Origin of the sequence: Mucilaginibacter aurantiaciroseus (assembly GCF_024055595.1) — a bacterium.
GTDB classification, from domain to species: domain Bacteria; phylum Bacteroidota; class Bacteroidia; order Sphingobacteriales; family Sphingobacteriaceae; genus Mucilaginibacter; species Mucilaginibacter aurantiaciroseus.
Map to the genome: position 1 here is coordinate 207012 of NZ_JAMXOF010000003.1, position 18822 is coordinate 225833.

Annotated in this window: 22 protein-coding genes and 2 pseudogenes; 9 read left to right on the plus strand and 15 right to left on the minus strand. The window is 42.2% G+C overall.

Annotated features, from left to right (window positions below):
- The first annotated feature begins 15 nt into the window (after positions 1-15).
- Positions 16-1350, plus strand: a complete 1335-nt coding sequence (locus NAF17_RS14180; protein WP_252758662.1) for a UDP-N-acetylmuramoyl-tripeptide--D-alanyl-D-alanine ligase — start codon at positions 16-18, stop codon at positions 1348-1350.
- 91 nt (positions 1351-1441) lie between these two features.
- Here the strand turns inward: NAF17_RS14180 and NAF17_RS18355 are convergent, their stop codons facing one another.
- The 3 genes and pseudogenes from NAF17_RS18355 to NAF17_RS14190 all read right to left on the minus strand — a co-directional run bounded on the left by NAF17_RS18355 (position 1442) and on the right by NAF17_RS14190 (position 3006).
- A complete protein-coding gene (locus NAF17_RS18355; protein WP_370341225.1) occupies positions 1442-1573 on the minus strand; it encodes a type II toxin-antitoxin system YoeB family toxin in 132 nt (43 codons plus the stop codon).
- A 34-nt stretch (positions 1574-1607) separates the two neighbouring features.
- A pseudogene (locus NAF17_RS14185) lies at positions 1608-1760 on the minus strand (DUF2683 family protein); the annotation flags it as partial.
- A gap of 109 nt (positions 1761-1869) precedes the next feature.
- Positions 1870-3006 (minus strand): NAD(P)/FAD-dependent oxidoreductase, encoded by a 1137-nt coding sequence (locus NAF17_RS14190; RefSeq protein ID WP_252758664.1) that lies wholly within the window; start codon positions 3004-3006, stop codon positions 1870-1872.
- A 487-nt stretch (positions 3007-3493) separates the two neighbouring features.
- On the opposite strand from NAF17_RS14190, the gene NAF17_RS18155 reads away from it, so the two are divergent.
- Positions 3494-3628 carry a hypothetical protein gene (locus tag NAF17_RS18155; RefSeq protein ID WP_256474525.1) on the plus strand — a complete coding sequence of 45 codons (135 nt, stop codon included), beginning with the start codon at positions 3494-3496 and terminating at the stop codon, positions 3626-3628.
- A 98-nt stretch (positions 3629-3726) separates the two neighbouring features.
- Positions 3727-3861, plus strand: a complete 135-nt coding sequence (locus NAF17_RS18160; protein WP_256474526.1) for a P-loop NTPase family protein — start codon at positions 3727-3729, stop codon at positions 3859-3861.
- Between the two features lie 72 nt (positions 3862-3933).
- Here the strand turns inward: NAF17_RS18160 and apaG are convergent, their stop codons facing one another.
- Together apaG and dusB are read right to left on the minus strand one after the other, a co-directional pair.
- Entirely contained in the window at positions 3934-4320 is a 387-nt protein-coding gene (gene apaG, locus NAF17_RS14195) for a Co2+/Mg2+ efflux facilitator ApaG/CorD (protein ID WP_252758665.1), read from the minus strand.
- Positions 4321-4368: 48 nt separating this feature from the next.
- Positions 4369-5361, minus strand: a complete 993-nt coding sequence (gene dusB / locus NAF17_RS14200; protein WP_252758666.1) for a tRNA dihydrouridine synthase DusB — start codon at positions 5359-5361, stop codon at positions 4369-4371.
- A gap of 41 nt (positions 5362-5402) precedes the next feature.
- On the opposite strand from dusB, the gene NAF17_RS14205 reads away from it, so the two are divergent.
- The 4 genes and pseudogenes from NAF17_RS14205 to NAF17_RS14220 all read left to right on the plus strand — a co-directional run.
- A complete protein-coding gene (locus tag NAF17_RS14205; RefSeq protein WP_252758667.1) occupies positions 5403-6344 on the plus strand; it encodes a CPBP family intramembrane glutamic endopeptidase in 942 nt (313 codons plus the stop codon).
- The gene (locus NAF17_RS14210; protein WP_252758668.1) at positions 6325-6537 is read left to right on the plus strand and encodes a hypothetical protein; all 213 of its coding nucleotides are present in this window, start codon (positions 6325-6327) and stop codon (positions 6535-6537) included. Before NAF17_RS14205 ends, NAF17_RS14210 begins: the two co-directional genes overlap by 20 nt.
- Positions 6534-7346: a phosphatidate cytidylyltransferase gene (locus tag NAF17_RS14215; protein ID WP_252758669.1), complete on the plus strand. Its 813-nt coding sequence runs from the start codon at positions 6534-6536 to the stop codon at positions 7344-7346. The genes NAF17_RS14210 and NAF17_RS14215 overlap by 4 nt, the downstream gene beginning before the upstream one ends.
- Positions 7347-7372: 26 nt before the next feature.
- A pseudogene (locus tag NAF17_RS14220) lies at positions 7373-8026 on the plus strand (phosphatidylserine decarboxylase family protein); the annotation flags it as partial.
- 527 nt (positions 8027-8553) lie between these two features.
- Here NAF17_RS14220 and rplS read toward each other — a convergent pair.
- From rplS to NAF17_RS14270, 10 genes are all read right to left on the minus strand, one after another.
- Entirely contained in the window at positions 8554-8901 is a 348-nt protein-coding gene (rplS, locus tag NAF17_RS14225; RefSeq protein ID WP_256474527.1) for a 50S ribosomal protein L19, read from the minus strand.
- Between the two features lie 200 nt (positions 8902-9101).
- Positions 9102-9776 (minus strand): tRNA (guanosine(37)-N1)-methyltransferase TrmD, encoded by a 675-nt coding sequence (gene trmD, locus NAF17_RS14230; RefSeq protein WP_252758670.1) that lies wholly within the window; start codon positions 9774-9776, stop codon positions 9102-9104.
- A gap of 97 nt (positions 9777-9873) precedes the next feature.
- A complete protein-coding gene (locus NAF17_RS14235) occupies positions 9874-10074 on the minus strand; it encodes a helix-turn-helix transcriptional regulator (protein ID WP_252758671.1) in 201 nt (66 codons plus the stop codon).
- Between the two features lie 143 nt (positions 10075-10217).
- On the minus strand, positions 10218-10433 hold the full coding sequence (locus NAF17_RS14240) for a hypothetical protein (protein ID WP_252758672.1): 216 nt from the start codon (positions 10431-10433) through the stop codon (positions 10218-10220).
- Between the two features lie 174 nt (positions 10434-10607).
- Positions 10608-11138 carry a ribosome maturation factor RimM gene (rimM, locus tag NAF17_RS14245; RefSeq protein WP_252758673.1) on the minus strand — a complete coding sequence of 177 codons (531 nt, stop codon included), beginning with the start codon at positions 11136-11138 and terminating at the stop codon, positions 10608-10610.
- A gap of 132 nt (positions 11139-11270) precedes the next feature.
- Positions 11271-11822 carry a 30S ribosomal protein S16 gene (locus tag NAF17_RS14250; RefSeq protein WP_252758674.1) on the minus strand — a complete coding sequence of 184 codons (552 nt, stop codon included), beginning with the start codon at positions 11820-11822 and terminating at the stop codon, positions 11271-11273.
- Between the two features lie 275 nt (positions 11823-12097).
- A complete protein-coding gene (pfkA, locus tag NAF17_RS14255; RefSeq protein ID WP_252758675.1) occupies positions 12098-13075 on the minus strand; it encodes a 6-phosphofructokinase in 978 nt (325 codons plus the stop codon).
- Positions 13076-13193: 118 nt separating this feature from the next.
- The gene (locus tag NAF17_RS14260) at positions 13194-14921 is read right to left on the minus strand and encodes a protein-disulfide reductase DsbD family protein (RefSeq protein WP_252758676.1); all 1728 of its coding nucleotides are present in this window, start codon (positions 14919-14921) and stop codon (positions 13194-13196) included.
- Positions 14922-14938: 17 nt separating this feature from the next.
- Complete coding sequence (locus tag NAF17_RS14265; RefSeq protein WP_252758677.1) at positions 14939-15391, minus strand: protein-disulfide reductase DsbD N-terminal domain-containing protein; 453 nt, start codon at positions 15389-15391, stop codon at positions 14939-14941.
- A complete protein-coding gene (locus tag NAF17_RS14270) occupies positions 15391-16119 on the minus strand; it encodes a biotin--[acetyl-CoA-carboxylase] ligase (RefSeq protein ID WP_252758678.1) in 729 nt (242 codons plus the stop codon). The genes NAF17_RS14265 and NAF17_RS14270 overlap by 1 nt, the downstream gene beginning before the upstream one ends.
- A 92-nt stretch (positions 16120-16211) precedes the next feature.
- On the opposite strand from NAF17_RS14270, the gene rsfS reads away from it, so the two are divergent.
- On the plus strand, positions 16212-16586 hold the full coding sequence (gene rsfS / locus NAF17_RS14275) for a ribosome silencing factor (protein ID WP_252758679.1): 375 nt from the start codon (positions 16212-16214) through the stop codon (positions 16584-16586).
- Between the two features lie 61 nt (positions 16587-16647).
- Positions 16648-18756, plus strand: coding sequence for an ATP-dependent zinc metalloprotease FtsH (gene ftsH, locus NAF17_RS14280; RefSeq protein WP_252758680.1), 2109 nt, complete (start codon positions 16648-16650; stop codon positions 18754-18756).
- Positions 18757-18822: the final 66 nt, after the last annotated feature.

The window sequence follows — 18822 nt, forward strand, 5'->3', positions numbered from 1 at the left end:
GTTTACAATTTAACCATGAAAACAACCACCGAACAATTATATCAGCTATTTACACAATACCCGGTTATTAGTACCGATACCCGCAAAATAGCGCCCGGCAGCCTATTCTTTGCGCTAAAAGGCGATAAGTTTGATGCTAATACCTTTGCCGCGCGGGCAGTTGAAGCAGGTGCAGCCTATGCGGTAATAGATACCCCGGAATATGCCACCGGCGAAAAGTTTTTATTGGTTGATGATGTGCTTACCGCACTACAGGAGCTGGCAAGGTATCACCGTAAGCAATTAAGGCTCCCGGTAATTGGCCTTACCGGCACTAATGGCAAAACTACTACCAAAGAATTGATCAATGCTGTGCTATCTCAAAAGTTTAAAACGCTGGCTACACAGGGTAATTTGAATAACCATATTGGTGTGCCGTTAACCATCCTGACTATTGATAATTCGCACGAAATGGCGGTGATAGAAATGGGCGCCAACCACCAAAAAGAGATTGCATTGCTTTGTAGCATTGTGCAGCCTACCCACGGATTAATTACTAACGTAGGCAAAGCGCATTTAGAGGGGTTTGGGGGCGTTGAAGGGGTGAAAAAAGGTAAGGGAGAGTTGTATGATTATTTAGCCCAGGCCGAAAGTCGCGTTGCTTTTGTAAATAGTGATGATGCTACCTTGCTTGAAATGCAAAAAGCGCGCGTATTGAATGATGTGGTTTACTATGGTAAAAACAGCAATTCTGATAACTTAGTAAGCGGAAAGCTGGTAGAGAACTCCCCGTATTTAACCTTAAAATGGCACGACAAAGCAAGTTCATCATACAACGTAAAATCACAGCTTACGGGTTCTTATAATTTAGATAATATACTGACTGCGATTTGTATAGGCCGTTATTTCGGGTTATCATCCGATGAGATAGACCAGGGGATCGAGGCGTATCAACCTAAAAACAACCGTTCACAGATCACCAAAACGGCAACCAACACCCTCATTTGCGATTTTTACAACGCCAATCCGAGCAGCATGTTCGTTGCTATCGAAAACATGGACAAGGTACAAGCCGACCATAAGGTGATGATATTGGGTGATATGTTTGAGATGGGTGCAGAATCGGCAGTGGAACATACCGCTGTTATCCAAAAATCCATGGCCGCTAATGTCGACGAGCGAATTTTTATAGGCAAAGATTTTTCGAGCCAGCAAACTGAGGTGGATAATACAAACTTCATCAACACCACATTTTACATGACTGCCGAAGATGCCATGATAGGCCTAAAAGAAAACCCAATTACCAATGCAACTATCCTCATAAAAGGATCGAGAGGAATGGCTTTGGAAAGGTTGGTGGCATTGTTTTAGGGTACGGTTTCTAATAATGCCCTTTTAAGGAATGGATAATAATTAAGCCATTTGGTATCTCGTAGATCATTCTATGTTCTAAATTAATCCTTCAACGCCATAGACCTTTCCAATTATATTTTAATTCTTCGGGTTGCGCTACTCCAGCATAGGGGTCAATTTGTATTGCATCTATTAGGTGCGCAATTTTCTTTTGTGCCTGTATGTTTCCACTCTTTTCCAATAAGCAATATCAGATAATGCTTTATCCATATACTTTACTTCAACAGATCTTCTGTTTTGATAATAGTTCCTTTACTCGTCCTTGCCTGTTTTCGGCATTCTTCTATTTTAGCCATAAATGCCAGGTTATAAGGAGTTTCCACATCCGGTTCTACCTGATATGGTACTTGCAAAGCATCTAAAACGGCCTTAACTGCTTTTTCCTATGCTTCGTTTGCTGGGTGTACTGCGTATGTCATCTGCTAAAAAAATATATTCTAATTTACGATCATTTTTTTTACGGCTTGAGATCTAATTTTATCTTAAAGCCAACTCCGCCACTTCCTCTCCCACCAAACTACCCATGGCTACGCCCATACCATTGCAGCGCACAGCGCAAAACATGTTCGGCTCAAGCCGCTTTACAATTGGGCTTATTTCTTCATTAAACCCCATAATGCCGCTCCACCAGTAATCTATTTCCACATTTTGGCCGGGTAGGATAACCTGGTTCAAATATTTGGTTAGTTTTTGTTTTACGGCATCCGTATGGCCAAATTCAGGCGTTTCTTCAGCAGCAAAATCAAGGTTGCGACCGCCGCCAAAAAGCACCCGGCCATCTATATTGCGGAAGTAATAATATCCGCTTTGGAAATGGTATGTGCCCTTTAATTTTAAGCCAGGGATCGGTTTCGAAATCAACACCTGCCCGCGGCCCGGGGTAACTTTCAGTTCGGGGTAAAGTTGTTTGGCAAAGGCGTTGGTTGCCATGATCACCTTTTTAGCCGTAAAGTTCCCCTGCGGAGATGTCAGGTCAATATGATCTCCGTTATTATAAATGGCTGAGATCTCACATCCATTCAAAACAATTATATCCTTTTGATAACATTTATTAAGCAGCGCCCGCATCATTTTACCTGTATGTATCTGCCCCTCAAAAGCATTGTAGATCATCCGGCTAACGCCGTTAAAACCAAAACCTGCTATTTTTGCATCAGCAGCCGTATAAATGTTATGCCCATCGATAGCGGGTTTTAATAAATTATTTAGGCGGGAAATGTTGTCAATAGCTTTCTCTGCGTGTGCTTCTTCGCCGGTCATGAACAACTCGTAACCTCCATGCTGCTGGTAATCGATATTGGCATCGCCAAGGTTTTGGCGCAGGCGTTGCAAACCCCGCCATTTGTAATTAGCAAGTCGGGCAACGTCTTCTTCGGATGTATGTTTCAGGGCCTCTAAATGTTCAGAGACTGTCCCGAAACAGGCAAAACCCGCATTTTTAGTGCTTGCACCGCTTGGTAAAAAACCACGCTCTAATACCAATACTTTTAAATTGGCCTCACGGGTTTTTAAATGCAGGGCTGCACTAAGGCCCACAATGCCACTACCGATAATGATGACATCGGCATTATCAATAAACGCGGCACGCTCCCAGTAAGAGAAGTTGTTTGACATCAATTCAAATGTAAAAATTAATCCTTCAACCTTTAAAAATAAATAAATTGTTTGTAGCGTTACGGGCAAGGCCTGCGTAATACAATTGATCGTTCTATTGATTTTGCATTACAACGTATTGCATATGCCTCCACAAGATGGCCGGCCAGCTTTTTCAAAAGGCAGAATAATCTGATAGTTTGATTGTTGTTTAGAAGAGGCTGCCTTAGGGCAGCCTCTTGTTTTTAGTGGGCTACGGCGTATAAAAATTTACTGTACTCTTAAACCCTGTACTAAGATTTTAATCTTATAAATAAATAAAGCAACTAAACCTTGTACAAAATGCCTTTTAAACGCGCGCTTTTATCCTCCTTATTAGTAATTATCCGCTTATTATGCCGCGCGCAGGACAACTATCACCTAAATGTAAGGGTTACGGGCAGTAATGCCTATATACCTTCAATCCACTTCAAGGCAAATGGGTTAACAATTTAGATTGAGCCGGATTATGCAAGGTTACGATAGCCGTATATTTTATGTTGACGATGACGGACAAGACATCCACTTTAATAGCATCACCAACCTCAATGTTGAATACTACGACAATTTCGACCAGGACGAGCTTAAGGGTAAAGTAAAATAGTTAAGCGGCGTTACCATTACTTATTATAACCAGTTTGACCGGGATGAATTACTTGGCAAAACAAAATCACCTAATATGACCGGTTTGATCTTAATAGAATGATAGGCAAGCTAAAAAGCGTTGGTAATACCACAGTTACTTATTACGACAGGTTTGATAGCGGCTTTAATACCGGACGGGTTAAAGCTATAAACGGCACAACAGCAAACGTTATCTGGCATCGTCGAATTTAATTTCAAAAAAGCACCCAAAAACACTACTGGGGCCGTATATCTTAGTTCTTGAATCTTAAAATCTTGCTTCTCTTAATTCAGCCTGTAAGGCGCAATTAAATAAAACTCCGGGATCTGTACGTTAAATACGGAATTATCCAAAAGGCGCTCCATTTGGTATTCGCCTTTCATGCTGCCCATATCGGTTTTTAGATTGCAGCCGCTTACATATTCGTGTGAACTGCCTGGCTCTATAATGGGCTGTTGCCCTACTACACCTTCGCCCTCAACTTCGCGCTTTGCGCCATTAGAATCGAAAATGTACCAGTGGCGGCTTACCAAACGTACGGCATAATTGCCCATATTCTCTATACTCACCCTGTAGGCAAACATAAAGTGATCGTTCATCGGGTTAGAATATTCGGGCTGATAAATTGTTTCCACTGAAACCTTAACACCTTCAGTTATGATAGTGGTCATTTCTTATTGTCTTCGTTATATTTCAAATATATAGCATGTATACAAATATTACGCCATTTCAAAAGCATATTTTTTGTCTACCTGATCCAATATATCCATAATTTCTTCTACGGTTGCCGCGGTTACAAGTTTCATGCGGTACTCCTTAAAATCGGGCACGCCTTTAAAATAGTTACTGTAATGGCGGCGCATTTCAAAAATGCCAGTACGCGGACCTTTCCACTCCATTGATTTTTCGAGGTGGGTTTTGCAAACCTCAATACGCTCGGCAATGGTTGGTTTGTCCAAGTGTTCACCAGTTTTAAAATAGTGCTTTATCTCGCGGAAGATCCACGGGTAACCTATAGCCGCACGGCCAATCATCATGCCATCCACCTCAAATTGCGTACGCCATTCGGCAGCTTTCTCGGGGGAATCTATATCACCATTCCCAAAGATCGGGATCTTGATGCGTGGGTTCTTTTTAATATCGTGGATCAGCGTCCAGTCGGCAACACCTTTGTACATTTGCGAACGGGTACGGCCATGTATGGTTAGTGCCTTTATACCTACATCCTGCAGGCGTTCGGCAACTTCGTAAATGTTTTTGGTGTTATCGTCCCAGCCTAAGCGGGTTTTAACGGTAACAGGCAAATGAGTGGCATTTACAACCGCTTTTGTCATGGCTACCATTTTATCAATATCCTGCAAAAGACTTGCGCCTGCACCACGGCATGCCACCTGTTTAACAGGGCAGCCGTAATTTATATCCATCAGGTCGGGGCCTGCAAGTGATGCTATTTCGGTAGCCTCGCGCATGTGGTCGATATCGCTGCCGAAGATTTGGATGCCTATCGGGCGCTCGTACTCAAAAATGTCGAGTTTTTGGCGGCTTTTGGCGGCATCGCGGATCAATCCTTCTGATGAAATAAACTCGGTGTACATCATATCCGCGCCGTTTTGCTTACACACATAACGAAATGGCGGATCGCTCACGTCCTCCATCGGTGCCAGCAACAGCGGGAATTCCCCTAAATCAATATTTCCTATTTGTACAGACATGCTTATATTTAACCCTGCAAATTTACGAAATATTAAGCAATATGATGAAAAGCCCTGTAAATCAAATGTCCCCGGCAAAACAGTTCTTGCTTTTTGTGGCTGTTTTTGGAGGGATATTTTTAGCTGGCAACCTTTTAGGCTTTGGGATGATAGCCGCCATGTACGGAATAGACATATTATTGGATATAGCCAAGCTAAACTTTAGCCACCCGCAAAGTATAAATGCCTTATACATTTTACAGGTGGTTACCACCACAATCCCGATCTTTTTGGCACCGGTTGTTTTTGCAAAATGGATTGTAAGGGATACTAACGATTATATTAAACCTACTTTTCGTTTCCCCTGGCTGCTGTTTGTCATAGCCTTTTTTATAATGGCTTTAACAATGCCTTTAATAGAGTTTTTAAGTAATGTAAACCAGCAGATGATTTTGCCAAAATGGCTTGGTGGCTTAGAGAAATGGATGAAAGACAGCGAAGAAAGTGCACGCCGCGTTACCGAAGCCATCCTTAAAATGGATTCGATATGGGATTGTATAAAAAATGTATTGCTGATAGGGTTTTTAACTGCCGTTGCCGAGGAGTTTATGTTTCGTGGTGTACTGCAAACCATATTTAAAAAATGGACCAAAAACACGCACATAGCTATCTGGGTAGTCGCCGTGCTTTTCAGCGCTTTCCATATGGAATTTTATGGCTTTTTTCCGCGTACATTGTTAGGCGCAATATTCGGTTATTTTGTAGCCTACAGCGGCAGCATTTGGCCTGCGGTTTGGGGGCATTTCTTAAATAATGCAACAGCGGTGATAAGCACTTACCTATATCAAAAAAACCTTATTACATTAAACCCCGACAAAACCAACGTATTTAACACACCAGGCTACCTGTTTAGCCTGATAATTATTATAAATTTGCTGATGGTTTACAAAAAAGTAGCACAGGGCAGGCAAAAGCCCCTATTAAATGGAGAAGAACTGGGTTAAAATTTTTACATCGTCAAACTTTTATCAGTCAGAAATTGTGAAGCAGGTGCTTACCGGGTACCAGATTGATGCCGTGTTGCTTAATAAGCAGGCGTCATCTCACCAGGCATTTGGCGATATTGAAGTTTACGTGCACCAGGAAAACTTTAGCAATGCTATCGAAATAATGATATTGAACCAGATAAATTTATGAAGACACGCGCCATAACAGGCTTCTTTTTTATTATAGTGATGATCGGGTCCGTATTATTGGATCATAACGTTTTCGGGGCATTTTACCTCATCTTAAGCCTGCTTTGCCTGCACGAGTTTTATGGCCTTAATATTAAAAGCGGCATTCAGCCAAATCGTACATCAGGCTTTATAAACGCGGTTTTCATCTACTCACTTTTTGCTGTGATAGTGTACCACAACAGGCCAATTTACCATAGCCTGCTTTTTTTACTTACGCTTAGCTTTAGCGCCATTTTTATTCAGGAGCTCTTTAAGATTTCGGTGGCGCCGCTAACCAATATTGCTTATACCATATTAGGTTTAGTTTTTGTAACCGTTCCATTTACCTTTTTCCACGCCCTTGCGTTTATCAAAGGCTCCTATAATTTTCACTTCCCTCTGGCTTTTTTACTGATGCTTTGGAGTAACGATACGGGGGCATATTTAACCGGGCGGGCATTTGGCCGCATCAAACTATTTGAGCGCCATTCCCCTAAAAAAACCTGGGAAGGCTTTATTGGTGGTGTGGTTATCAGCGGCGGGGTGGGTTATATCATTAGCCTGTACTTCCCCGAGCTGGACTGGAAGCAATGGATATCTGTAGGGATACTGATATCGTTCTTTGGTACGCTGGGTGATTTGGTAGAATCGATGTTTAAGCGCAGCATAAATATTAAAGATTCGGGCAGTTTATTGCCGGGCCATGGCGGCCTGCTGGATAGGTTCGACGGATTTTTATTGGCCGCACCCATTGTTTATACATACTTGTACTTTGTTGTAAATGTTTAGTTTTGTAAAAACTTATTAGCCTATATATGACTTTTCATAAAGAAGGATATACATCACTTGCCTTAACCATACTGGTTATAGCACTACTTAATGCTGCTATATCATTTTACTTTTCCGATGCCCACGCGGTAAAATGGATAGTTTACATCCTGTCGTTTTTACTGTTTGTAACCATCGTACAATTTTTCCGCAACCCTAAATTTGTTATCACTACCAGCGAGAACCATATTTTGTGCCCTGCCGATGGTAAAGTGGTTGTTATTGAAGAGGCAGACGAGACCGAATTTTTGAAAGACAGGAGGATTCAGCTATCGGTATTTATGTCGCCCGTAAACGTGCATGTAAACCGGAACCCTATAAGTGGTGTAGTAAAGTATTTTAAATACCACCCGGGTAAATACCTGGTGGCATGGCACCCAAAATCATCTACCGAGAACGAGCGTACAACGGTTGTAACCGAGAACAGCCAAGGTGTACAAGTATTGTTCCGCCAAATAGCCGGCGCGCTTGCACGCCGCATTGTATGGTATGTTAAAGAAGGCGATGTAGTTGAGCAAGGCCAGCAGTTTGGCTTTATTAAATTTGGGTCGAGGGTAGATCTGTTCCTGCCATTGGGTACTAAGATCAATGTGGAGCTTAACCAGGTTGTTAAAGGTGGCCGTACTATATTAGCCGAACTAACCAGCATGGCTACTACTACCGAAGTATCATCTGATGTTTTAGAAGACACCCATATTCCAGATGTAGAAACACCACTATCTAACGGGCATGGCGAAGAGATATTGGTAATTGAGCATGATCTAAAGAATGAGCAACCCGTTGTAGTAAAAGCTCCCGCACCTGCCGCTGCTAAAAAACCTGCTGCAAAAGTACCTGCAAAACCAAAAACTGCCGTTAAGAAAACTGATAACAAATAACATTTTCGATATATTTAAAAGCCCTGGTGTAAACACATCGGGGCTTTTTTGTTCCTTCATGTCATTGCGAGCGATAGCGTGGCAATCTCAACATATCCGCCAGTCTCTTAAATTATTGCGCTATTATCATCCCCCGCAATAACATGGATTACTTTGTCGCAATAAAAATGGTTCAACAGGCTCACAATGACAATTCTGAGTAAAATCTCAATCAACGCAAAAAAACCCGCCCGTATTACAGGCAGGTTTGGTATGCTTTTTATGGTATCCGCCTTGCGGCGAAAAGATAATTAAACCCTTTTTGATTTGATACGAGCTGCTTTACCGGTAAGGGCGCGCAGATAGAACAATTTAGCGCGGCGTACTTTACCAACGCTGTTAACTTCGATTTTATCGATGTTTGGAGAGTTGATAGGGAATATACGCTCAACACCAATACCGTTAGAAACTTTACGTACTGTAAAGGTTTCGCTGTTACCAACACTGTTGCGTTGTAAACAAACACCCTGGTAAAGTTGGATACGTTCTTTGTTACCTTCTCTGATCTTATAATACACGCTAACAGTATCCCCAGCCTTAAACGACGGGAAGGTATTCTTAACTACTGATTGCTCTTCTACAAATTTTACTAAATCCATGATTTTTAGCCCTTAAAGCGATTTTTAACCCGTAAAAATCGGAGTGCAATTATAAGGATATTTTTTGAATTTTTAAAACCTATTTTAAAAATTTCCACAAATTGTTTTTTGTCCACACATCATGTGAGTTTTGGTTAATTATATGAATAGTTTTAAGGCGGTTAACTATACGCCACTTAACTATACAACCACAAATCCGTTTACTCCAATAGATCGGGCCGGCGGGTTTTAGTGCGCTCCAATGCTTGTTCAAAACGCCATTTTTCCACCTCGGGGGTGTTGCCGCTTAGTAAAATTGCCGGTACCTTATGTCCGTTCCAATCGGCTGGGCGCGTGTAAACGGGGGCATCCAGCATATCATCCTGAAAAGAATCGGACAGGGCCGAGGTCTCATCGCTTAGCACACCCGGTATCAGCCTCACCACGGCATCAACCAGTACAGCTGCGGGCAGTTCGCCACCCGAGACCACATAGTCGCCTATAGAGATCTCGCGTGTAACATAGATATCCCTGATGCGCTGGTCTATCCCCTTATAATGTCCGCAAAGTATAATTACGTTTTGTTTAATGGATAACTGGTTGGCTATTCCCTGGTTCAGCGTTTCGCCATCTGGCGACATAAAGATGATCTCGTCATACTCACGCTCACTTTTTAATTTTTCAATACAATCTGCAAAAGGCTGTATGGTCATCACCATTCCGCTGCCGCCGCCATACGGGTAATCGTCAACGCTTTTTTGTTTTGCTGTGGAGTAATCGCGCAGGTTATGCACCACAATTTCGGCCACCCCCTTTTTTTGGGCGCGCTGTAAAATAGAATGGGCGAACGGGCTTTCCAGCAAGCCGGGCAAAACAGATATGATATCGAAACGCATGGAGCAAAGATACTTTTATTAGACACAGGAGTAAAGGATCAAGAACCAAGACTTTTTCTCTTGCTTCCTAATTCCACCACCACCCCCGGGCCTCTGTCTAATCCCCCTCTTCAAGTTCAAATATCGCTTCTACGGGTTTGCCAAATACGCGGGCTATTTTGAGGGATAGTACGGTTGATGGTACGAATTTATTACTCTTGATGGCATTGATGGTTTGGCGAGATACGCCGATGGCCTCTGCCAGGTCGGCTTGGGTTATATTTTTTATGGCGCGTTCTACACCCAGTGTGTTTTTCATGATGCGTCATTATTTAAATTATTTCTTTTCCTGCATCCTTGTTCAGGCGAAAGATCATCCAGCGAAAACGGATGATAAAAAATATAAGGGGAACCCACACAGCTGTTAAGATAACATGTATCAATTCGTTGATATTAGTAAAATCACATAAACGGCCAGTTCAAATAACTTAAATATACCACCCATTGTAACGACTCTAATCTAATAAATGAGATATGTTCATCTTCTATTTTTTCTTTAGAAAATGCGATAAATATCAACCCAAAAAGCAATAGCAGTGCGGTAATATCATGCGAGAGTTTCATACCCGGCTCAAGGTCGTGATGTAGTTCCTGTGCAAAACAATGCGGATGCAACATTTTAAAAATGATTGCAAACAGTAAAATTGCTACAAAACAGAAGTAGCCAATACTTCGATAATAATGTGAAAACAAGAATCGTGAATTCATATTTGTAAAGTATTTTTGACAAATATTTTTCAAAATAAAAAAAGCGCTACAATGAGCGCTTTAAAATATGTTGTTAAAAGAATGCTATTCTGATAAGTAAACATCCAGCAAGCCATCCGGCAGGGCAATATAGATCTCGCCGCTTTCAACATCAATACCTTTTATAATATCCACATTTAGGGGGAACAACACTTCCTTACTTTTATAATTTACAGACGCGATCAATTGCTGCGGATATTCTACCACATCCAGTATCTCGCCAAGTTCGCCATGGTTTTCATCAACCGCAATAAAGCCTTTTACATCTTTAAGTGTAAATTCTTCCTTTTTCTTTTTAGGCTTTACCTTATTTGGCAGGTAAATATCCTTTTTCACCAGCATACTCGCCTTTTCAATGGTATCTACATCTTCGAGGTTTAAATATGCCTGGCTTTTTTGCAAATATTTGATAGAGCTAACAAAATATGGCACCAGCTTACCGGCAATGTCTATAAATAGCGATTTAATCTTGATGGCCTCTGCATCCTCAAAATCAATATAAACCTGCATTTCGCCTTTAAGGCCTTTGGTTTTCAAAATGCTGCCAAGCCTAAAATATTCTGCCGTGTTTGTCATATATAAATACGTTTAAATAACAATGGCGAAAGACACTTGTCTTTCGCCATTGTAGAATCAAGACCTCCGGATTCAGGAACCAAGACGCTTTGTCTTGTCTCTTGCTTCTTTATTTCTTGCTTTTTCTAATAATTATTCAGCTTTTTCTGCTTCGCCTTCAGTATCAGCAGCTGCTTCTTCTTCAGCTGGTGCTTCAGAAACTTCTTCTTCTACTTCTTCGGCAACAGGAGCATTTTTAGCAGCAATAGCTGCAGCTTTATCTTCTTTCTTTTTCGCTTCAGCAATTAAAGCCAATTTACGGGCTTCGTCTTTTGCAGCGTTAAGGTTTGATTTTTTACCTGTTATTTTACCGTCTTTTTGGTCTAACCACTCAGCAAATTTAGTTTCTGCCTGCTCTTCGGTTAAAGCACCTTTTTTAACACCACCTTGTAAGTGTTTTTTGTATAATACGCCTTTGTAAGATAGTATTGCACGGCAAGTGTCTGTTGGTTGTGCGCCATTGTTTACCCACTCAAGCGTTTTCTCGAAGTTGATATCAATTGTAGCCGGGTTTGTGTTAGGGTTGTATGAACCTACACGCTCAATAAAACGACCGTCTCTTGGAGCACGGGCATCTGCTACTACGATGTAATAAAAGGGCTTACCTTTTTTACCGTGTCTTTGCAGTCTAATTTTAGTTGCCATTCTTTTGTTTTTATGTATTCAACATTGTCCCCGGAGTTCTTTCTGCGGGGATGCAAAGGTATAAATTATTATTTATATTTAAAAGGCTTATAATTAATTAGGTGAAGGTTTTAAACTTGCCGAAAGCGGAGCAATGCATCAATTCCTCCTTGGGACGGGTGCGGTAGGAATGAGAAGTGGCCCGGAGGGATTAGCAGCTTTACAAGCTCATTTTGCGCTTTAAAGATAACGGCCGCTTAAATTGAGCGGCTGTTATCTTGTATATCAGTCCAACCTTAAATCGCCAGTATCTCTACTATCTTTAAAAAGTCGGGGTTAATTTCCACGTTATGCTTGCAGGCATGCTCAAACGGAGTGTATGAAATTTCGTTGTGGATAACGCCAATCATTTCGTTACGGTGCCCATCTTTTAATGCTTCAACAGCAGCAACGCCAACACGGCTTGCTAATACCCTGTCCTGGCATGACGGGCGGCCACCACGCTGAATGTGACCAAGGATAGAAACCCTGGTATCGTAATGTGGGAAACGCTCCTTAACATGCCTACCTATCTCGAACGCACCACCGGCATCGTCACCCTCGGCAACAATAACAATTTTCGATAGCTTGTCTTTACGGCCATGTTCAAGGCGTTCGCAAAGGGCATCGATATTGGTTTTACTTTCGGGGATCACAATGGCCTCTGCGCCCGATGCAATACCTGTACGCAGGGCAATTAAACCCGAATCGCGGCCCATTACTTCTACAATAAACACACGGTCGTGAGATTCTGCAGTATCGCGGATCTTATCAACAGCGTCAATAACCGTATTAATGGCCGTATCGTAACCAATGGTAAAATCGGTACCAAAAAGGTCGTTATCAATAGTACCGGGTAAACCAACGATAGGGAAATCGTATTCTTCGCCAAAAATATGCGCACCGGTAAAAGTACCGTCGCCGCCTATGCCCACAAGGGCATCAACACCATGTTTTATTAATTGATCGTAAGCCAATTTGCGGCCTTCAACAGTCCTGAATTGCTCACTGCGGGCTGTTTTAAGAATAGTACCGCCGCGCTGAATGATGTTAGAAACAGATTTCCTGTCCATGGCAAAAAACTCGCCATTTATCATCCCCTCGTACCCCCTGCGGATACCGGTAACTTCAATGCCATAATAGATTGCGGAGCGTACTACCGCCCTGATAGCGGCGTTCATACCCGGTGCATCACCACCTGATGTAAAAACTCCAATGTTTTTGATCTGCGTCATTTTAAAAGGCGCTGTCGCTTTATAAGTGAAAAAAAAAGAACTTTACAAAAACCCTGTAGGTTAGCTACATCATTTTGGTAAAGTTCCGCGAATTTACATTAATTTTTTTAGTGCCTGCCTATTTTTTGTAAGCAGCAATACCACTATCGAGGTATTTTACAAAACTTTCAATGTTTGTTGCGCCTATCGGTTTAACCAGGGCTTTGCCCTTTTCGTTAATGATCACGTAGTAGGGCTGTGCGTTTGTGTCGTACTTAGATATCTCCAGATCGAGCCATTTACCGCCCAATGTGGTTATCTCCTTTTGTTGCACAGGTGAAGTGTACTGTTCTGCTTTTGGTAATTCTGTTTTATCATCAATTACCATCTGTAATATCACAAATTCGTTTTGCAGGCGCTTAAGCACTTCCGGGTTGGGCAATACATTTTGCTCCATTTCGCGGCAATTAACACAGTTCCATCCGGTAAAATCAATCAGGATGGGTTTATGCAATTCTTTCGAAAGCTGTATGGCCTGGTCGTAATCGTACCATTCGTCCAGCCCTTTTACCTTTGGCAGGCGTTTAAATAACTCTTCGTATTTTTTTATTTTGATGCTTGATGTATTCGCCGGTGTTGCAACAGCTGTACCACCACCACCGGATATATCAAAATCCTGCGTACTCAAAGGCGGCAGTAACGCGCTAATGGCTTTTAAAGGCGCGCCCCAAAGGCCGGGGATCATGTAAACAGTGAAGGCAAACATACCCATAGCAATAAAAGTACGTGTAACAGTTAAGTGCTGCACATCGCTATCATGCGAGAATTTGATCTTACCTATGAGGTATAAGCTCATTAATATGCCAATGGCTATCCACAACGATAACACAACCTCGCGGTCAATCAGGTTCCAGTGGTAGGCAAGGTCTACGTTCGATAAGAATTTTAAAGCAAAGGCGATCTCTATAAAACCCAAAATAACCTTAACGCTGTTTAACCAGCCGCCAGACTTTGGCAGGCTTTTAAGCGCCGATGGGAACATGGCGAATATGGTGAACGGTAACGCAATTGCTAACGAAAAGCCGAACATCACCACCGCCGGCCCAAGCCTGTCGCCTTTTGTAAAAGCGCTTGATAGTACACCACCTATAGCAGGCCCAGTACATGAAAAAGAAACCACTACCAATGTAGCCGCCATAAAGAAGATGCCGGCAAGGCCGCCTTTATCAGAGTTTGCATCCAGCTTGTTGGCTAACGAGCTTGGCAGCGTGATTTCAAACGCCCCCAGGAATGAAGCCCCGAACACGATCAGCATCAAAAAGAAAAAGAAATTGAAGATGCCGTTAGTAGCCAGGCCGTTCAATGCTGCCGGGCCAAAAATGATGGTGATCAGCAAGCCAAAAACCACATATATAAATATGATGGATAAGCCATACAGGCAAGATTGCCATATCGCGTTAGCCCTTGTGCCCCCCCTTTTTGTGAAAAAGCTAACCGTTAAAGGCAGCATTGGGTAAACACATGGCAGTAAAAATGCAGCGAAACCTCCTAAAAAGCCAATAATGAACAACTGCCAAAGGCTGGCAGACGCCTCAGTTGCAGCCTCGTCTTTTAATGTGGTATTTGTATCCGCAACCGATGTTTTTGCTGAATCCCCTTTTACTTTATCAAGCGAGTCTGCTTTTTTCTTATTAGCGATGATTTGCTGCGATGCCGACGGTACATCCGTAAACTCCACATCGTTTGTAAACACGGTGTCGGCAGTTTGCGCTTTGGCTTGCTGTGGTGTTAGGGCCACAAAAGAAAACAGGATAACTAAAAATAGGAGCGCGTACTTAAAAGAGCCGAGCGGGGTAGCTGAAGTCATTTGTCTTATCTTAAATATTATTTACCTAACGGGATAGAAAACTCAACCTCGTCTGGTGGAAGACATTTGGAATCGTTACAGGTCATAAACTCCAGCTTGCCTTTAACAGCAGAAGCCTTTGGCGATTTTAATTTAATTTTTTGTTGGAATATAACCGAGTTCTCAAAATAGCCCACATTCATGTTAAACACCTTTTCGAAATGGGTAATGGGTTTTGGCTCGCTCGGTGTACCAACTATAGCATATTCTTTTGATGGCGCAAAGGTAAAGCTGGTTTTTATCGGGCCGCCTTCTTTAACGGTTTGCGAGTAAATGTGCCAGCCTTTGTCAATAGTGGCTTTTATTAAAACAACGGCTTCGGTAGCACTGGTTTTTTTGGCCGCGTATGACCATCTCACGTGCGATTCTACCTGTGCCTTGGCGGCAAAAGTGATCATTAATGCGGTAACCGCTAAAAGTAATTTTCTCATTATGGTTTATTTAAAAATTCTATTTCCTTTAAATTGTATGTTTCGTCCTTACCGTTTTTTTCAATAACCAACATCCCGGCAGGCTCAACGCTTTTTATAATACCTTCAAAAATCTCCCCGTTCGACTTAAACGCGTGCTGTTCGTTTAACCAATATAGTCGGCTTAAATATAAATTTCTTACAAAATCAACCCGGCCGGCCTTAAGGTGTAGGTAATAAGCCTCAATATGGTTACAAATTTCAGCTAATATATTTTTTAATTCATAATCCCTTTGTAATATCTTGCTGATAGATGTAGCATTAACCGCCCCCTGCGGGAAGTTTTGCTGATTTATATTCAATCCAATACCTATAACCGAGTGCTTGATCTGGCTGCCCTGCAAAATGTTCTCTATCAGCATGCCGCCAAGCTTTGCATCGCCATAATAAATATCATTTGGCCATTTTATCTTTAGGCTGTCACGCAAAAGGGGGTACAAAGCGTCATATACACCCATGCTAATGGCGCGGGTAAGGTCAAACTGCTGCTGTGCCGATAAAAAAGTGGGATTTAAAAGAATACTGAAAGTTAAATTTTTGCCGGGTTCGGCGTGCCAGGTGTTATCACGCTGCCCGCGGCCGGCAAATTGGTCTTCTGCCATAATGACCGTTCCCTCAGGTACTGGCTTGGAATTTGACAAGATATCTTTGAGAAATGTGTTTGTAGAGTCAACTTCTTTTAGTGACACTAAGTTTTGTCCAACAAATAATCCTGAAAATATGTTATTTTGCAAAGTATAATATTATTAAACCCAAAATTGACCAAAACTAAATCTTTTTAATGGTAAAAAGTAAAGTGATAAATGAATCTACCTATATTTCTGAACTTGCCATCCACGGCATGCAGGAAAAAAAAGGCAATGATCTGGTAAGGCTCGATCTCCGTAATATCAACAGTTCGGTAACAGACTACTTTGTAATTTGCCACGCCGATTCTACCACACAAGTAAAAGCAATTGCAAATAGTGTTGAAGAAGAAATTTATAAAGTTATGCAACAGGACCCCTGGAGGAAAGAGGGACTAGAGCATGGCGAATGGATACTACTGGATTATGTAGACGTTGTCATACACATCTTCAGGACCGATAAACGCGAGTTTTATGGTGTTGAAGACCTATGGGGTGATGCTGAAATAAAAAGCTACAAAAGCGCTTAAACAAAAGCGCTGGAAAACAATACCCTTTTAAACTATTATTTATAAGTTGAGCTTGTAGAACATGGAAATTAACGATAAAAAAGAATCCCAGAAACCTTTACGCAAGGTTCCGAATAAAAAAGTTACGCCGAAGCCGCCTAAATTTAACCTGATGTGGCTTTACGCCATTGCTATTATAGGAATATTGGTTGTGCCTACTTTAATGAGTGGTAACAGCGGCAAAACCATCGATTTTCAAAGGTTTAGCAGCCAAATGCTGCGCAACGGTGATGTTGAAAAAATTATTGCTTACAAAAATGGCGACCTGATAACGGCCGAGGTTTTTATTAAAAAAGGCAGTGTTGGCAAATCTGAATATGCTGATGCCAACAAAGCACAGCGCAGTTTAGGTATAGCGGCAAACGAACCGCAGTATAATTTTACGGATGCATCATACGAAAGCTTAAAACAATCTGTAGCGGCAGCACAAAAAGACATTCCTGACGCTAACAAAATTGCTATAGAATACCAGCAGGGTAAAGAAAGCCTGTTGAGCAACTGGCTTGTACAATGTGTGATAATGGCTATACTGCTTGTTGGCGTATGGTTGTTTATTATGCGCCGCATGGGCGGCGGTGCGGGCGGTGGCGCCGGTGGCCAGATCTTTAACATTGGTAAATCAAAAGCTACCTTGTTTGATAAAGAAGCCCAGGTATCAGTAACGTTTAACGATGTTGCCGGCCTGGAAGAAGCTAAACAAGAGGTGATGGAGATTGTTGATTTTCTTAAAAACCCTAAAAAATACACCAATCTGGGTGGTAAAATTCCTAAAGGCGCGTTGCTGGTAGGTTCGCCGGGTACAGGTAAAACGTTATTGGCCAAAGCTGTGGCTGGCGAAGCACAAGTTCCTTTCTTCTCCCTTTCAGGGTCTGATTTTGTGGAGATGTTTGTGGGCGTAGGAGCATCACGTGTTCGTGACTTGTTTAAACAGGCAAAGGAAAAAGCACCATGTATCATTTTTATTGATGAGATTGATGCTATTGGCCGCGCCCGTGGTAAAAACAACATGATGGGCGGTAACGACGAACGCGAAAACACCCTAAACCAGTTATTGGTTGAGATGGATGGTTTCGGTACCGACTCTGGTATTATCATACTTGCTGCTACCAACCGCCCCGATGTACTGGATAGCGCGCTAATGCGCCCGGGGCGTTTCGACAGGCAGGTATCTATCGACAAACCCGACTTGATTGGCCGTGAGCAGATCTTTAAAGTACACCTAAAGCCAATAAAACTGGCAGAAGGGGTTGATCCTAAAAAACTATCTGCCCAAACACCTGGTTTTGCCGGTGCAGAAATTGCCAATGTTTGTAACGAGGCCGCGTTAATTGCCGCCCGTAAAAACAAGGAAGCAGTTGATATGAAAGATTTTCAGGATGCTATTGACCGTGTTATTGGTGGACTTGAAAAAAGGAATACCCTTATCTCTCCCGAAGAAAAGCGCGTGGTTGCCTACCACGAAGCCGGGCATGCTATTGCAGGCTGGTTCCTGGAGCATACCGATCCTTTGGTTAAAGTATCAATCGTTCCGCGTGGTGTTGCCGCTTTAGGTTACGCGCAGTACCTGCCAAATGAGCGGTTCCTGGTTGCCAAAGAGGAACTGATTGATGACATGACACTATCTATGGGTGGAAGGGTTGCAGAAGATATCATTTTTGGTAAAATAACTACCGGCGCGCTTAGCGATCTGGAACGTATTACCCGCCTTGCTTATGGTATGGTTAAGATTTATGGTATGAACGAAAAGGTTGGCAACCTATCATTTTACGACCCGCAGGGCGAAAGCCAGTTTGTTAAACCATACTCTGACGCTACCGCCGAGTTAATAGATGCCGAGGTACGTAACCTTGTCGAGTCGGTTTACGCACGTACTAAAGACCTGCTGAACAAACACCGCGAAGGCCTCGAAAACGTTGCCATGAAATTGTTAGAAAAAGAAGTTTTATTCCAGTCAGATCTGGAAGATATACTGGGTAAACGCCCGTTTGAGCACCGTACGGCTTACGATAAGTTTGTAAATGGCGAGCCGGAATTGGTACAGGATAACAATGCTATCCCCGATAAGCTGATCAAACCCGAACTTTCTATGATAGATGTACCCAAAGAACCATCTTCAGAAAATAAACAATAAGGGGTTTATATTATTTAAGATCGCAAGTCTTTGGTCCGCATTTGTGGATAAGGCTTGCGATTTTTT

Bases quoted from the DNA above. Each gene is read 5' to 3' on its own strand.
- NAF17_RS14260 (WP_252758676.1), bottom strand. From the start codon at position 14,921: ATGACTTCAGCTACCCCGCTCGGCTCTTTTAAGTACGCGCTCCTATTT.
- trmD (WP_252758670.1), bottom strand. From the start codon at position 9,776: ATGCGTTTCGATATCATATCTGTTTTGCCCGGCTTGCTGGAAAGCCCG.
- NAF17_RS14240 (WP_252758672.1), bottom strand. From the start codon at position 10,433: ATGTTGCATCCGCATTGTTTTGCACAGGAACTACATCACGACCTTGAG.
- NAF17_RS14265 (WP_252758677.1), bottom strand. From the start codon at position 15,391: ATGAGAAAATTACTTTTAGCGGTTACCGCATTAATGATCACTTTTGCC.
- dusB (WP_252758666.1), bottom strand. From the start codon at position 5,361: ATGTCTGTACAAATAGGAAATATTGATTTAGGGGAATTCCCGCTGTTG.
- NAF17_RS14235 (WP_252758671.1), bottom strand. From the start codon at position 10,074: ATGAAAAACACACTGGGTGTAGAACGCGCCATAAAAAATATAACCCAA.
- NAF17_RS14180 (WP_252758662.1), top strand. From the start codon at position 16: ATGAAAACAACCACCGAACAATTATATCAGCTATTTACACAATACCCG.
- rsfS (WP_252758679.1), top strand. From the start codon at position 16,212: ATGGTAAAAAGTAAAGTGATAAATGAATCTACCTATATTTCTGAACTT.
- NAF17_RS14190 (WP_252758664.1), bottom strand. From the start codon at position 3,006: ATGTCAAACAACTTCTCTTACTGGGAGCGTGCCGCGTTTATTGATAAT.
- NAF17_RS14215 (WP_252758669.1), top strand. From the start codon at position 6,534: ATGAAGACACGCGCCATAACAGGCTTCTTTTTTATTATAGTGATGATC.
- rplS (WP_256474527.1), bottom strand. From the start codon at position 8,901: ATGGATTTAGTAAAATTTGTAGAAGAGCAATCAGTAGTTAAGAATACC.
- NAF17_RS14210 (WP_252758668.1), top strand. From the start codon at position 6,325: ATGGAGAAGAACTGGGTTAAAATTTTTACATCGTCAAACTTTTATCAG.
- NAF17_RS14250 (WP_252758674.1), bottom strand. From the start codon at position 11,822: ATGGCAACTAAAATTAGACTGCAAAGACACGGTAAAAAAGGTAAGCCC.
- NAF17_RS18160 (WP_256474526.1), top strand. From the start codon at position 3,727: ATGATAGGCAAGCTAAAAAGCGTTGGTAATACCACAGTTACTTATTAC.
- ftsH (WP_252758680.1), top strand. From the start codon at position 16,648: ATGGAAATTAACGATAAAAAAGAATCCCAGAAACCTTTACGCAAGGTT.
- pfkA (WP_252758675.1), bottom strand. From the start codon at position 13,075: ATGACGCAGATCAAAAACATTGGAGTTTTTACATCAGGTGGTGATGCA.
- apaG (WP_252758665.1), bottom strand. From the start codon at position 4,320: ATGACCACTATCATAACTGAAGGTGTTAAGGTTTCAGTGGAAACAATT.
- NAF17_RS18155 (WP_256474525.1), top strand. From the start codon at position 3,494: ATGCAAGGTTACGATAGCCGTATATTTTATGTTGACGATGACGGACAA.
- rimM (WP_252758673.1), bottom strand. From the start codon at position 11,138: ATGACAAACACGGCAGAATATTTTAGGCTTGGCAGCATTTTGAAAACC.
- NAF17_RS14205 (WP_252758667.1), top strand. From the start codon at position 5,403: ATGATGAAAAGCCCTGTAAATCAAATGTCCCCGGCAAAACAGTTCTTG.